Below are 15,117 nucleotides of genomic sequence, written 5' to 3' on the forward strand. Positions count from 1 at the left end.
TTATTGATTTATTTGTTTATTTGAATTGCGGAAGTTGATTTTACAATTTAGTTACGCGACTTGTAAAAAAGCCGAGGGCTCGTCCTTTAAAAGAGCAGTAATTTGGTGTTGACTCAGTGTTTTTTTCGCTATTAGTTGGTTAGCGAGTAACACTACTTGTGACCAGTTTTGCTTTAGAATGTTTGTCGCAGTCTGATCTCCAACTTCTAACCACTTAATGCACTCCTGCCTAAGACCATCGTTCACCTGTGTGAACTGTGATTGATCAACCAGGCCATTTAAATCCCCAAAGCCATATTGCTCTATCGCCTGCTTAGCTAGTGTTGTAGCTTTTCGTAAATCCCCTGAAGCACCCGTTGATAATAGCTCTCGGTCTTCATACCTAAGTAACTCCGCAGCGCGCCCGGCTAGGCAAACAGCAATGTTGTGCTTTATATTTCTAACAGTGATTTGAGAAATAGTATCGTTTGAACTTGAAATAACACACCCCAGAGACCCTTTGCGAGGTGTCACGTCAACGCAAGAAATACTCTCACTCCCAAATAGTTTCATAATCACCAAGGCATGACCGGCTTCATGATAGGCAGTTTGTTCTAACGCTTTCGGGCAGAAGCTTTTTTGCAAAGGCTTGCCAATGTGCTCATCGAGCAGCGCCGGATACATCTGCTCGGTAAATGAAACCTTTGATGATTTTGCAACTCTATTGGCATTATTTATTGCCCTATCAATACTTAATATTGATAAACCACTCGCTAACTTTGCCAGGGTACTTTTATGCGACGCGGGCAAATGGCGATTATATTTTTTAGCCATCAATGGAAGTAACTCCAGCCACTTAGTTGCTGTTGGGTGAGACATATTGATATGTGTTCCCAAACGCCCATTTCTCAGTAATGCTGGATCAATGCAGGCAATATTATTAGTTGAGCCAATCACTAAAAACTTTGCATGGTCTGTCCCAAACCCATCTAGACAGGTTAGAAACGAATTAGTCACTAGAGCAGTAGCATGACTCGATTCCGAGCGTATTGGCGCTATGCTATCTATTTCATCAAATGCGACAACACAAGGGCCATATTTTTGAGCGGTACTAAATACTCTCTTCAAGTTTTCAACAGGATTACCAACTAGAATCTCAGGTGAATTGACTAAGATGATTGGCATACCAGCCTCATTAGCAATCGCTTTCATCGTCATGGTTTTACCAGAACCAGGCTCGCCTGCTAAAGTAATTCCATTCTTCTGTACCTCTCCAAGTTTGAGTTTATGGCATGACTCTAGAATAACGTTTTTAACATTTTCATGACCCATTACTTCGTCTATGTTCACGTTCGTTTTTAAAAGTATCTTCATAAACGGAATTTGCGTATCTTCTTTGCTAACGCGGATCTCAGGACGCAACAATGTTACATTTATGAAAAGCACGCCGTCAGTCAACGTATTCGAATATTCATACTTTTGTGACCATTGCACCCCTTGATAAGTCTCCGAAAAAGCATGAGTAACATCGCTTGAAATATTGGCTAACGAATTATAAAAGTCTCTCGGTACTTCAAATCTAATTTTTACGTTATCTGCTATTTGCGCTTCATTAAACCGAATACCATCAATTTCGGTATCTAGCTTATTTGCTGCACTATTAATTTTTGATGGAGTTAAACCCTCAGATAGCATTGCAATCGCTAGTAAAGGTGAAACAGCCGTATGTGTCGTCGATGTACTTGCCGATTTTTTGATGGACTCATCATTATCAATAGGTAACTTGTTAGCCACCATATTTAGATGCTGTTGCATCTCAGCCGAAGTCAACTTATCTACAAATAAGTGCACACCGGCTTGCAAAAATTGCATTACCTCAGAGTCTAAACCGTCACCCAATAAACTCGGTAAATCTAAGTTTTCAACTTCTAAAGACGTCCCGTCTGTAATGCATTTATCAATAGAGCTACTAAAAATGATAATAGACTGTGATAGGTCAATTGGCTGCTCTGCAAATTTTTCCATTATTTTCTCGCCTTTTAGGGCAGGAATAATAACGCTTTGGGCACTAGTAGAAGCCTTTTCAAAATTCTTTAGAATAATGATCTGTTTTGAATATGGTATCGAAGGACCTGTCAGCAAACCTAAGTTCGCATCTCTATAAAACAGGTCCGTCCCTAAAAGGGCGCAATTACTGTACCTGTCGTTAAAAGTAGCCATATTGATAGTATTGACAAAGTAATTATTATTATTAGCCTTATTAATACTATTCACGAATGATGTGATAACCTCTTCTGATTCAACATCCGCATGCGACAAACAAGTTAACACCTGTGGCTTACTACCACGTGGAGATTTACCCATTTGGTTAAAAAGCTGCACCATCTGATTTTTAGTCGATTCGTGACCAGTAATACTACCGATGCCCTCGATAAATCTCTTTTTAGATTGTGCTCTTCGTTTGTCACTTGAACTATTTAACTCAATTAACAAAGTTAAAACCGGAAGTTGCACTACCTTATTTTCTGCATTTCTAACAACTCCTTCATCCCGAATAGAGGTTATGAGTTCTTTAAACATAGTTAAATCAAGCGAAACACTATTACCCTCTTGATGGATTACGCTTTTCATTAGAAATGTAGAATTTTGATTAATATTAAAGAAACTTCGAGTGCGAGTATGTTTATGTATAAAGGTTATGCCATGAGTTCTTGCACGGTCTTCATACTTAAATTTATCAGTCCTAGCCCAAACCTTCGCCTGAAAATCAACTATAGAAGTTGGTAGCAGCAAATCTGAGGTACAACCAAGCTCATCGGCAAAGGCATCTCGAATTTTTTCATTTCGAAGCAATCCTGCCAGAAGCGATATTTCATCGATGGAAGGTGAGTCGTCATCACTGTCTACCAAAGCCGACGCATAAAACCTAATAGCAGATGCAACCTCACTGAAGCTACCGTCAATGCAATTAATACAGTCTTGCGTATTAACATTCTGATTTATTGACTGCATATCTAGTTCTCCTGGGCGGCTTTCATTATCTTCTATATTTTCGTTGTCATCTGTAATATCTAAATCTTCGAAAAAACTCGCGAAGTCTGAAGAGCTAGATAAACCGATAGTGTCATCTTCTTCCAATGCAGGAAAACCGTGCTCTTCTATCAAATGTTTATCGATAGCATCTGACTCAGGATTTAGTACTTCCTTTGGATCAAAACAATGCTTATAAGTTATTTTGTTACTGGTCCCATTTTTAATAACAAATGACCAACCCTCTATATAAATAGGCTTTTTCGTATTCAAACGAGGTAACAACCCAAAGCACTTAAAAAGAAATTCAGTATTAGTAATTAAATCGCCATCGTTATAGTTGGCTTTAATATAGTCATTAGCTTGTTTCATCAGCAGAGTAATTGTCTCTGGTGAGTAACCATCTGTTGGGTCAAACCAGCTTGCAAAAAAGTTGAAAAAATCGTTACCGGCCTTAGCAAACTGTCGGTGCAATAATGGTTTTTGATGTTTGTGATCAAAGTCTGACACAACTTCTTCAACGCAAATACCAAGAGATGCACTATAGTCAGCACGAAGCCTGAAACTAATAAAGCCTACTTTCTCTTCATTATAGTTTGTGATGATATCCATCAATGACACGACCAACCACCCCTTAGGATCTGTAAATAGTGCCTGTAACGTAGTTTGTTGTGCATCGGCAAAAATTTTAGTTTGCTTTTGCTTTTGAGGAACATATGCAGATAAAACTTGCTGTATTGATTGGCTCATAACTTACCCCGTTGTGCTGAAGAAGAGAGGCAATAGTAAGGCTACAAATGGAAAGTTGCTTTCCATTCGATAAAAAAGTGACAAAAAAAACAAAATAGTATTGACAAAAAACAAAAAGAATGAAACAGCTTGACATTGGGCTCAGGTTAGTGTAGTATCGCCCCCGCTTCGAGCAATATAGGGAAAGCATAACAGGATGTTAAATTCTTCATTTAATCAAACACTTTTATACTTATTAAAAGACATCGAACCTGAAAATTAAAACTTATGATTGCCAACTAGGCATCAACACACGAAACATTTAATTAATTTTTAAAGAAACCAAATCTGATCTATATCGTTTTTAATTCATTAATTTGTTTAAGGGGTTTGTATGTCAAAATTACAGAAAGTGAGCATCAAAGAAGTTGCTCTAAAATTGCCTCGTTCGGCTAGAGACGCAATGTCTGCAAAAGAAATGGTAACTTCATTTCCAAGCCTAACGAATTCAGAAACCAGCTTCGACTCTCGCCTGAGAACAATGAAGAATCGGTTAATGCAGTGTGTTGAGCATGGCTCAGCAATGGTCGTTAATGGCAGGCCAATGCGCTTTTATTGTGCAACCGATGTGCAAAAGAAGTTAAAAAAAATAAGCGCTATTGACGCTGATATAACGCGCAAAGAAGGTGGTAGTCGTTCAATCAATAGCGAGCTCTCCTATGGCGAACTCAAAGCAAGAGTGATTGGATTCAGCAAATCAACGCCTTTTACTAACATCATTCAACCTAAGTTTGATTTGTTGCGTTCGGCCATTAAATATAAGCGAAAAGTAACGCTTGAGTATGCTGAAAGCCTTCAACTAGGCAGCAGTACAAAACGCAAAGGTCAGTTAATAACCATTGAACCAGTTGGTTTAGTCAAAAACAGACGAGTTGCTTATTTGATTGCACTATCATCGTGTGGTTCACAAGTTGCGTTACAGCTAAGTAAAATCACTGACTGTGAGTTAGTCCACAACACACCGCTTTTTAATAAGCTTACTCAAGACGAAGCTATTGCGATTTTAAATAGCGGTATTGAAGAAGGCTTTTTGGAAAGTGAAGTTGAGTCAATAACGATGGAAGTCTCGAATGAGGCCTTGGACTTATTCTTAAATGAACATCCTCATGGGTCGTCAGAGTGGGATTTTCATTTTATTTGTGAGCACCAAACTAAGGCGATGATTTCATTTAAAAAACGTATCACACAAGCATTTGTTGATGAGCTGATACAACTTGGCGATGATATTAATGTTATAGAGTCAGCTTCTCTACTAAAGTATTTAACAAACGGTCAATCAGCGCCTGCTGAAATTGGTATACACAAGTGCGACAACCTAAATAATTTGCAAAGTGTGAACATTATTGATTTCAATTTAAATACCCCGCTTTATACAAATGACTATTTAACTAGCCTGTCTTGGGCTAGTTAACATAGCCTCAATAATCTCTTTCGTTTCTAATTTATCCAATAGCTCCTCAGGTATTTTTGATTCTTGGTTCGATACGCTAAATAAACTACTGGCTAAGCTACAAGTTGAGTCTGAGTCTCCATCATGGATAGCACTCATGTTTAAAAGCTCTTCGTAACTGTTAGCGTTTAAGGCGCAATATACCGCTATAGAAAATGTTTCTGATGCAACCCACCCCTCTCCAAATCGTTTACTAAACTTATGTGGGCTATGAGGTTCATTACAGCCATTAAGTTTTGCGTACGCATCAATATTAAGCAGACCTAACAACTCATCTATTTCTTTATTTGTTATGTCATAAGCTAGTGCTTTAATCTGTTCACGAGATTCCGCTACTAATAACTCAGTAAGCATTAGGGAGTTAGCTAGACTATTTTTGCCTGATAGATCGCTAACTTGAGCCACTGATGATAAACCCAAAAACTGAATCGTTGCGATTGCACCTGCCACCAGCTTAGCCATCGGATGGCCGTGAGTTAGTTGCGCTACCTTAAAACCTAATTCAAATGCTGCAAAACGTAAGTAAGAATTGTCAGTATTTTTAGCTTCAGCGTTTGCCTGCATCATTTGATATAACATTGCTATGGGTAAGTTTTTTGTTGTACAGCCAGAGCCCTGGCTATAGTTAAACGCTACTTGGCCGCTGTACTCCATATCTTTTAAGGCAGAAATAAGTGTCATTCCTGGATTTACTGATTCATTCAGCTCTGGGATCATTACTAGGCCTGAGTTGTCCCCTGCACATTCCTGAAATATGCTACTTTCATCCTGCGTCATCAGCCAGCGTTGATAAGCTTTCGCAACAGACTTAGTCACTTTATTATTCATCGATGAAGCTGCTTCAAAACTATCTATTTTAAAGTTTGATTGTTCTGACAAAAAATCATTAATACCTTCTAAGGTAAATAGTGTTAACTGAGTGTCGTCTGTTATCTTGCCTTTGTAATCACACAACAGCGCCCCCGTTTGATATATAGGAAGTTGGTTGCCTGTTTTGAACTCTATTGGCTCACCATAAGCATCACCCACCGCGACACTCAATAACGCTTGATAATTTCGGCTATTCTTATCAACAAGTAACCTGTTATCCAATTGTGTATGAGGTAGAAAGCCTCGTGAATTGATTGAGTCTATATTTATTTGCATATTTGTTTGCATATCTACCCCTTAAGGCGGTGTTGTTCTGAGGGCTTCAATAATAAGAACTACTTTAGAATCTGTCTTTCCAGTTAACTCGTTTTTAATGGAAAGACAGTTTCCATTCCAAGCATTAAAGTACTCCGCATCAGTCGAATGAGGAGTGTTTATGACAAAACAAATAACTATATTATTACTATCGGTTTTACTTTTTGTTAGTGTTAAAAGTAGCGCTGATAGCTACCCCGTTAGAGAAAGTAAGCTTCCATCTGCTAAGGTATCCACGCAAAGTCATACCGGTAGTTTGAATGCAGGCTTTACATATCCTGAAATCACGCACACTGAAGGAGACATCATCTATCATGAAGTTGTTTTTTATTATACTGATGACATGCTGGACTATTTTAATAATGATGTTGAGCTTCTATTACAATTCATTGAAAACAGTATTGAGTTAAATAATACCGCCTTTGAACGACAAGACATTCCGCTTCGCCGAGAGATTGCAGGGGTTATTCGTATACCAGATGATCTCGATTATGACGATACTTACACAGGCATACAAAGATTAAACGCACTTAAAAAGCTTCACAACGAAGATAAATACAATTTTAACCTATTTTATAATGTGGCATATGTTGTGGCGCTAAATAGATACCATACGGAAGTTACATCTAATACGGGCTCTGCATGGCTAGGCGACAAATACTCTTGGGTATCACCATATAGAAACCAAATGGTGACTCGTACTCTGGCACATGAACTAGGACATAATGATGGTCTAACTCACGATGGGGAAGCCGCTGATGAAACTCATGGACAAGGTACAATTAGAGATACACTAATACGATATTTTGCTATCGGAGCATTTTGTGATGGTTATTCCAGTATTATGAAGAATGGCCAAGGAGACCGAAGTGAAGCATTCTTTTCATCACCTCTAGTTACCGCCGCTAATGGTGAGGAATGTGGTACTGAAGGCGAAATGGACAGCGCCAGAGCATATAAAGAAGCCATTGTATTCGAAATCCCAAACCGTACTGCGACGTTTAGAAACAATCGCCCAAGCAAAGCAAAAACAGGCCATGTTTCTATAACAACAAATACCCTAAATATAAAGGAAGGTGACACCTTTCGAATCAACATAAATTGGCAAGACGCTGAACTAGGTGACTCTGTTCAGTTAATAACGAGAAAATCTTCAGCTGACTTCAACGATATCACCCCAAAATTGCGTCGTGTTTACTTTAATGGCAAAGACGAGGTTAACTCAATACTTATCAACACTCTTGATGATGACGATTATGAATTAGATGAAGAATTCTCCGTTGAACTCTTATACGGCCATGGTATCAACATTGATGACACTATGGATAAAGTATCTATTACGGTCATATCAGATGACATAGGTAACCCTGGCCAAGTTTCATTTGGCGCAACCGAAGTCAACCTTAGTGAAGGAGAAACCAAATCGATTAAATTGCAACGAGATAATGGCGTTGACGGCATTCTTCGAATAAGGGTGTCTTTAAATACAGTCAATGGTCTTAGTGACGATCTAGAGTTATCAAATACAGATATCACTTTTGATAATGGCCAGACAGAAGCTTCTATTACAATTTCGGCAACTGATGACCAATCCGTTGAAAACAGCGAAACTGTTCAACTTGTTTTAAATGCTGAAGAGGATGCTTACCTGGGACAAAGTTCGTTAAATATCACCATAGAGGATAATGACGAGCCACCGCAGCTAAAAAGCGATAGTGCCGGTGGATCTATGTCTTTTTTGTGGCTTATGTTTGGGATCGTTATATTAAAGTTGAAAAACCATAGTTTTATCCTGAGTAAACAACTTTAAATTTTGGTAACCTAATCATGCTACGAAAGAATCATAACACCCTCTAATTAGGTGGCCAAAATCACTATGCCGCTGCAATAAGACTAGATAACCAAAGGAATAAAAATGAAAAAAGTTAATGGAAAACTCATATTTAGTCCAAGTGATCTGACTGAGTACTTAGACTCTCCTTTTGCTTCATGGATGAATCGATTTAAGTTGGAGTTTCCCAAGCAAGCTCCAGAAAAAGACAAAGACGACGCATTGACAAAATCAATGCAGCAGCGTGGATATACTCATGAAAATAACCTAATCAAAGGGTTTGAAGATCAGGGCAAAAAAGTTGTTACATTAGAGTTCAAATCTACAGATATTTGGTATGAAGAAACAGTTAAGACCATGCAGCAAGGGCCTGATGTTATCGTTCAAGCCCTGCTTAAAAAAGACGATTTTTATGGCTTTGCTGATTTTCTAATTAAAGTGCCAGGCAATAGTGACTTAGGAAACTATCACTATGAAGTTTGGGATACGAAACTATCTAGCAAATCTAAGCCTTCACACGTAATTCAACTTTGCTGTTATGCCGAAATGATAGCTGAAATTCAAGGGTGCCGGCCTAAAAACATCACCATTGCCCTAGGCAATGGTGATGTTGTTGAGTTATTGCTATTGGACTACTACGCTTATTATCAAAACCTCAAAGAACGATTTCTCAACGAACAATCTACTTTTGAACTAAAACTACAGCCAAGTCCTTCGGAGTCTAAATCATGGGGACGCTGGTCAAAATATGCTGAGCAATTGTTGTTAGAACAAGATCATTTATTTCAAGTGGCCACTATTACCAAGGGGCAAATAAAGAAGTTGAATACAGCTGACATATTCACCATGACTGGTCTTGCCGAATCACACATTGATAAAGTTGCTGGTATGAATCCCATTGTATTTTCTAAGCTTAAAAAACAGGCCCGAATACAGTGTTTATCAAAAGGTTCTGAAATACCAAAATTTGAAGTGATTAAACCAAGCCCGCAAAGTAAACAAGGTTTGGCGCTATTACCACCAGCGTCACCATTGGACGTGTTTTTTGATATTGAGGGTTATCCATTAGATGAAGGCGGTTTGGAATACCTATGGGGCAATACTTATTTTGATGAAAATGGCGACAAACAGTTTATTGATTTTTGGGCACATAATGCAGAACAAGAAAAGCAGTGTTTCGTTGATTTTATAACTTGGGTATTTGGCCGGTGGCAGCAAGATTCTAGTATGCACATTTACCACTATGCGAACTATGAAATTGCAGCATGTCGCAAGTTAATGAGTCGTTATGGTGTTTGCGAGTATGAAGTAGATCAGTTGCTAAGAAATGAGGTGTTTGTAGACCTATATAAAGTTGTAAAAAGCGGCTTTTATATTGGTGAGCCTCGATATTCAATTAAAAATGTAGAACATTTATATAGAGGTAATCGTGAAACGGAAGTCGGCAATGGCGGCGACTCTATCGTTGTATACGAACAATGGCGTGAACTTAATCAGCAGGGGCTTGAAGGAGACACCTGGCAAACATCAAAAATATTAAATGATATTCGTGATTATAATATTGATGATTGTGATTCGACACAGGAACTGGTGGATTGGCTTAGAATTCAACAAGAAGAGCATCAAATTAAATTTATTGGTAAAACTGAAGTTGAAGAACCTGAAGTAAAAGAGGAAGTGTCTGAACGCACAAAGTTAAGAGACAAGTTGTTAATTCAAGCTGAACAGGAGAAAGAAACGGACCCTGCAAAATCAAAGTTAACTGAAAATTTAGCTTGGATGTTGGAGTTTCATCGACGCGAAGCCAAGCCTATTTTTTGGAAACTCTTTGATAGATTAGGCCAAGACCCAGAAGCGTTATTAGACGACTTAGACTGCTTGGCCTTTTGCGTTAGAACAGAAAGGGAGCCATTTAAACCCACTACTCGTTCAAGAAGTCTGGCATATGAATACCATTTTGATACGAGCCAAGAGTTTAAAGCTACACAACGAAGCTTTTATATATTGGGAGAAGAGACACCTGAAGGCAAATCGAAAAAAGTGACTTTTGCTCCAAATCTATCAGACCTTAGCAGCGGATTAATCGTTGTTACTTCAGGAAACGAACCTTCTTCATTAATCAACCTTGTTCCAGATGAGTATGTAAACCCAAAACCTATTCCAGATGCGTTAACTGAATTTATTAAACAATATTCAAAAGGAATATTCGACACAACACCAAATGCTGTAATTGACTTTCTGTTGCGCGCTAAGCCGAGAATAAAAACGCATCTCCCTAACGATTCAATAGTCTCAGCGACGAGTTCGGAGGAAAAGTTAGAGCAAATCACCCATGTAGTTTTAAACCTTAAAAATAGCTACCTTCCAATTCAAGGTCCGCCAGGCGCTGGCAAATCATTTACAGGCAAACATGTTATAACAGAACTTTTGAGACAAGGTAAAAGTGTCGGCATAGCAAGCAATAGTCACAAGGCAATAAATAACTTATTACTTAGTACTGCGAAGCACTGTAAACAACTGGGTGTGACAGCCAGCTTTGCTTGTACTAAAGAAACAGAGCCTGATTTATTAGAAAACAATGTAGATGTTATAAAAAACAAAGACTTATCTTCCCGGACTATTGGAGCTTCTCTGGTGGGAACAACCGCATGGGGTTATGCTCGAGATGATATGGAAAACCAATTAGATTACTTGTTTATAGACGAAGCGGGCCAAGTAAGTGTTGCTAATTTAATCGCAATGGGAATGAGTACTAAGAATATTGTATTAATGGGAGACCAAATGCAATTAGGACAACCTTCACAAGGTACTCACCCTATGGAAAGTGGTTTATCTATTTTGGACTACTTGTTACATGAACAAGCGACAATACCAGATAATATGGGCGTATTCCTTGATACAACCTATCGGATGCATTCAAAAGTTAATCAATTTGTTAGTGACTATGTTTATGAAAGTAAGTTAGCTTCCCATATCAGCAATGACAAAAGGTACATTACCATTCCGGATAATTATGTTGGCAAGTTGACAAAAAAAGCTGGCTTACAATTTGTACCTGTTGAGCACTTTAGCAACAGCCAAGCCTCCGAAGAGGAAGTTGATGAAATTCAAAGCCTAGTTAAACAGCTAATTGGCAGAACTTTTCACACCGGCGAAAAAGACCAGCCTACTCGTTTGATTACATTGAATGATATTCTTTTCGTATCGCCTTATAACCATCAGGTTACTAAGTTAAAAGAAGCGCTGGGTCCAAATGCTAGCGTCGGTAGTGTAGATAAATTCCAAGGACAAGAGGCGCCAATTGTCATATTAAGTATGTGTGCAAGCGATGCAAATGAGTCTCCTAGAGGTTTAGACTTCCTGTTTAATAAAAATCGATTAAATGTCGCGATTTCAAGAGCACAATGCCTAGCAATTGTCGTTGGGAACCCTGAGTTGGCTAATACCTCCGTAAGTAAAGTGAATCAGATCCCTTTGGTGAATTTGTTAGCTGGATTGGTAAATATAAACAGTGATCTGCTCTAATTGGATGGCAAAAATCACTTTGCTACTCGACTCAAAGGTTGAATCTAATTGCGTAGTAATCTACTAAACCGCATGGTAAATTAGTTTAATAAGTATTCATTTTAATATTTAAGTTGTCATTATAATGATCCTTAGTTAATAGCTACAATCAAGTGTATGTCGGCGAGCCTTTTGGGCGAATTAAAAGTAATAGAATAACAGTAAAGCACAACTTTTTTGACTGTAATATATAATTGCTTTTAAACTCACTGAATAGCTAGTTTACCGACATACTTTTAATAAATTATAAGAACTTTTTGCATTAAGGTAGGGGATATTTGAAAGACTATAAAATAGAAAGTGGAGGATTTAACCACCTCGAAAAGGGTAGCTACTTTTCTTTCAAAATCAAGCGTTGAAAATTTATGCCTACCACCAAGAGCTACAAAAGCACTTAACCTATTAAATATTAATAATGCATTGGATGCAGTTCGAATCGTTAATAGTGACTTTTGTGCCTACAACAATGTAGGTGTAAAAACAGTAAATGAGTCTTGGATTACAATTAGAAGGTTATTATTAAGACTTGAGAAAATGAAAGGAAAGGAGCTAGAGGAAGCTTTTGAAAGAAGAGAAGATATATTTCCAAAATTTCAAGGTGATTTTGTAAAAGAAATAGTTGACTTAATAGAGCAATACTTCAAGTACAAAAAGGGAAGGTTTAGATTAAGGGATCGAAACATATTTTTTTATAGACTAGGTATCTATGGTAAAGATATCTACACTCTTAGCCGACTGTCTAAAAAGTTTCAATTATCTAGAGAAAGGATTAGGGTTATTGTCAATAATGACACTAACCAATTACTTGAATTGCTGACTGGCAAAAGTAAAAACAAACGAATAAGGCTTAACCAAGCTGTAATCAATGCATTTGCGAAACTAGTTAAACAATATACAGCTAATGAAAACAGTAACAACACCAAAAGCAGTGCCCAAATAAAGCCAATTTCTTATGGGCGACTACCAAACCATGAACTTCAAATAACTCTTTTTTTTATCGAAACATTAACTAGCTAAACTGCTGCATTTACTCTATAGATTGGTGACACATAACAGCCCTAAACTTATAGATTCATTTATTATTTGAAATTTAAACACCTTAAAACATTAGCCGACACTGTAATAATGTATCAAGGCTCGTAATTTGTAATAAGTACCTCTATTGAGCCTGACCTATTAGTATTATAACTACTATTTTTATAATTATAATTTAAGAAAGTGATGTTATATTTTTCGGCCCATTCGATAAGAGCATGGTTTTTTATACCCTTATGCTCAAATACATTTGATAAGGCAAACTTAATACCTTTATCATTCAACATATCAAGAATACCGTACAAAGCTTTTTCTTCCAGCGCAGTCCAATCTTTAAAGCCCCTGTTTCCATCATTATAACTTCCTGTAGTTATCAAGTACGGGGGATCACAATAGACCATATCACCATCATTTAAATCTAAACTTTTAATAAAATCCTGAAAACAAAGACTACTTAGGTTAATGTTTCTATTAGCAATTCTTTCATTAAATTTAATCAATTTCTTTTTGAGTGTTTCTGAAAATTGGCTTCTGTCTTTTCCAAAAGGGTTGTTATATTTTAAGCTGTTATTAAAACGAAATTGATAATTAAATGAATAACAAACTAAAACGTACAATAAAATAGGGCTAGGTTTATTATTGTAATCTTCTCTTAACTTTAAAAATCCATCTTTGTTTTGATTTGATAAGTTGTATCTATTAATAATTAAATAAATATTGGATAACAATTCATCTATCGGTGTATCTTTAATTAATTGTAAGACACCAATCATTCGATCATTCAAATCATTTGCATAAACATTTTTTGCATTGGTATTAGCGGCTACATTTAAGCCACCACAAAACATATCAACAAAGTTATTTATTTCTTTGGGAAATAAAGGAAGTATCTGAGGTAATAATTTAAATTTCCCTCCGATATAATTCAAAGGGCTTGATACTAAATTACATTCAAAATCAATAGATTGCTTAGGTTTTGATATCTTTTTTAATGTAGAGGTCACTTTTTATCTCTTATTATAAAAGGAAATTATATTTTTTTAAAAATCATAATATATTGATGAATTTGATTAGATACATAGGCATGAGGATAACCATAAGGATATAAATTCACAGTATGATCTGCCCATATTTTTGTACCAACATAATTCAAACCATCTATGCTATTTAAATCTCTAATTACATCCGCATGGAGTAAATTTAATTGCCCATCTTTAGGTTGCAAGTCTTTAATAAAAACCACTAAATGTCCCTTAGTTTTTAAATGTATAAGAGCATTTTTAACACTTTGATTAAAAGTGATTAAGAACTTGTCCCATTGCATATTTCCTAAATCTTGATCTAAGTCTGTAAATGGAGTTGCTGAAGCATCTTTATTTTTTTTCAAAGCTTCGCCAGTCTTAGGTCTTGAGAGCATATCACCATAAGGTGGATCAATTAATATAAGTGATAGCTTTTCGTCTCCAATTTCATCAGAAAGGTTACAAGTGTTTTGTAAAAATTCGACTGAATCTGCTTGAATTGTTTTTTGATGCTTTAAATTTAAGAAGTTGCTAGCCTCTTTATAAGCATTTATATAAGTATCACATAGGTCAATCCCTATAGCTCTTCTGTTACTCTGCGAAGCTGCTAATAATGAACCACCAACCCCCATAAAGTAATCAAAAACTAAATCACCTTCTTTAGTGAAAAATTCTATTATTTCCTTCATTAATTGCGGGGGCTTAGGGGAAGGGTGTATTTTTCTTATGTGATGGGCAAATCCTTCTTCTCCATTAGTCGTGTATCTCGTATTAATTACTGAATTTAAAAAAAACGTCCACTCCCCCCCCGATAAATCATTTAGAGTATTACTTGCATGATATTTTTTACCATTACTAACTTGAATAACCTTATTCGATTTGCCTATAACTTGTGCATTATCGATATCTTCTCTAACCCAACTCGGAAATCTTGAAATCTGATTATCATCAAAGATATCAGTTGCTGCAAAATGCTCTTTGGCATTGTCATTTGCTATAACTCTATTTTTATTTTTAATTATTCTAATTTTATCATCAATGGCTTTTTGTAATATGTTTTCTATTTCTAGCGTTAAACTATCTTCATATTCTTCAAGTTTTTTTTTCTTTAACAACTTTGATAAAGCACCTTGATTTAAATAACTCATAATTAACTCTATTAACTGTTTATTTATACAGTACATGTTGTTTGGTAAAAATGTCAATTGTATCGTTACATTTCACACCAAAGA

8 protein-coding genes are annotated in these 15,117 nt (G+C 36.6%); 4 read left to right on the forward strand and 4 right to left on the reverse strand.

Features of this window, described 5'->3' with window-relative positions; translation table 11 throughout:
* Window positions 1–51: 51 nt before the first annotated feature.
* Window positions 52–3,759 carry an AAA family ATPase gene (locus ABD009_RS13355; protein WP_343826216.1) on the reverse strand — a complete coding sequence of 1,236 codons (3,708 nt, stop codon included), beginning with the start codon at window positions 3,757–3,759 and terminating at the stop codon, window positions 52–54.
* Window positions 3,760–4,132: 373 nt separating this feature from the next.
* On the opposite strand from ABD009_RS13355, the gene ABD009_RS13360 reads away from it, so the two are divergent.
* Window positions 4,133–5,209: a WYL domain-containing protein gene (locus tag ABD009_RS13360; protein ID WP_343826218.1), complete on the forward strand. Its 1,077-nt coding sequence runs from the start codon at window positions 4,133–4,135 to the stop codon at window positions 5,207–5,209.
* Here ABD009_RS13360 and ABD009_RS13365 read toward each other — a convergent pair.
* Entirely contained in the window at window positions 5,183–6,406 is a 1,224-nt protein-coding gene (locus tag ABD009_RS13365) for an ADP-ribosylglycohydrolase family protein (protein ID WP_343826220.1), read from the reverse strand. The two genes, ABD009_RS13360 and ABD009_RS13365, sit on opposite strands and share 27 nt — an antisense overlap.
* 148 nt (window positions 6,407–6,554) lie before the next feature.
* Here ABD009_RS13365 and ABD009_RS13370 point away from each other — a divergent pair, with 148 nt between their 5' ends.
* The 3 genes from ABD009_RS13370 to ABD009_RS13380 all read left to right on the forward strand — a co-directional run bounded on the left by ABD009_RS13370 (window position 6,555) and on the right by ABD009_RS13380 (window position 12,845).
* Complete coding sequence (locus ABD009_RS13370) at window positions 6,555–8,243, forward strand: Calx-beta domain-containing protein (RefSeq protein ID WP_343826225.1); 1,689 nt, start codon at window positions 6,555–6,557, stop codon at window positions 8,241–8,243.
* A 105-nt stretch (window positions 8,244–8,348) separates the two neighbouring features.
* Window positions 8,349–11,789: a TM0106 family RecB-like putative nuclease gene (locus ABD009_RS13375; protein ID WP_343826227.1), complete on the forward strand. Its 3,441-nt coding sequence runs from the start codon at window positions 8,349–8,351 to the stop codon at window positions 11,787–11,789.
* A 339-nt stretch (window positions 11,790–12,128) separates the two neighbouring features.
* Window positions 12,129–12,845, forward strand: a complete 717-nt coding sequence (locus ABD009_RS13380; RefSeq protein ID WP_343826229.1) for a hypothetical protein — start codon at window positions 12,129–12,131, stop codon at window positions 12,843–12,845.
* Window positions 12,846–12,958: 113 nt separating this feature from the next.
* On the opposite strand, the gene ABD009_RS13385 is transcribed toward ABD009_RS13380, so the two are convergent.
* Together ABD009_RS13385 and ABD009_RS13390 are read right to left on the reverse strand one after the other, a co-directional pair.
* Window positions 12,959–13,867, reverse strand: coding sequence for a Dam family site-specific DNA-(adenine-N6)-methyltransferase (locus tag ABD009_RS13385; RefSeq protein WP_343826232.1), 909 nt, complete (start codon window positions 13,865–13,867; stop codon window positions 12,959–12,961).
* A 26-nt stretch (window positions 13,868–13,893) separates the two neighbouring features.
* Window positions 13,894–15,033 carry a DNA methyltransferase gene (locus tag ABD009_RS13390; protein ID WP_343826234.1) on the reverse strand — a complete coding sequence of 380 codons (1,140 nt, stop codon included), beginning with the start codon at window positions 15,031–15,033 and terminating at the stop codon, window positions 13,894–13,896.
* Window positions 15,034–15,117 lie beyond the last annotated feature (84 nt).

It is taken from the genome of Psychrosphaera haliotis, from assembly GCF_039523615.1.
Classification (GTDB): domain Bacteria; phylum Pseudomonadota; class Gammaproteobacteria; order Enterobacterales; family Alteromonadaceae; genus Psychrosphaera; species Psychrosphaera haliotis.

Bases quoted from the DNA above. Each gene is read 5' to 3' on its own strand.
- ABD009_RS13355 (WP_343826216.1), bottom strand. From the start codon at position 3,759: ATGAGCCAATCAATACAGCAAGTTTTATCTGCATATGTTCCTCAAAAG.
- ABD009_RS13360 (WP_343826218.1), top strand. From the start codon at position 4,133: ATGTCAAAATTACAGAAAGTGAGCATCAAAGAAGTTGCTCTAAAATTG.
- ABD009_RS13365 (WP_343826220.1), bottom strand. From the start codon at position 6,406: ATGCAAACAAATATGCAAATAAATATAGACTCAATCAATTCACGAGGC.
- ABD009_RS13370 (WP_343826225.1), top strand. From the start codon at position 6,555: ATGACAAAACAAATAACTATATTATTACTATCGGTTTTACTTTTTGTT.
- ABD009_RS13375 (WP_343826227.1), top strand. From the start codon at position 8,349: ATGAAAAAAGTTAATGGAAAACTCATATTTAGTCCAAGTGATCTGACT.
- ABD009_RS13390 (WP_343826234.1), bottom strand. From the start codon at position 15,033: ATGAGTTATTTAAATCAAGGTGCTTTATCAAAGTTGTTAAAGAAAAAA.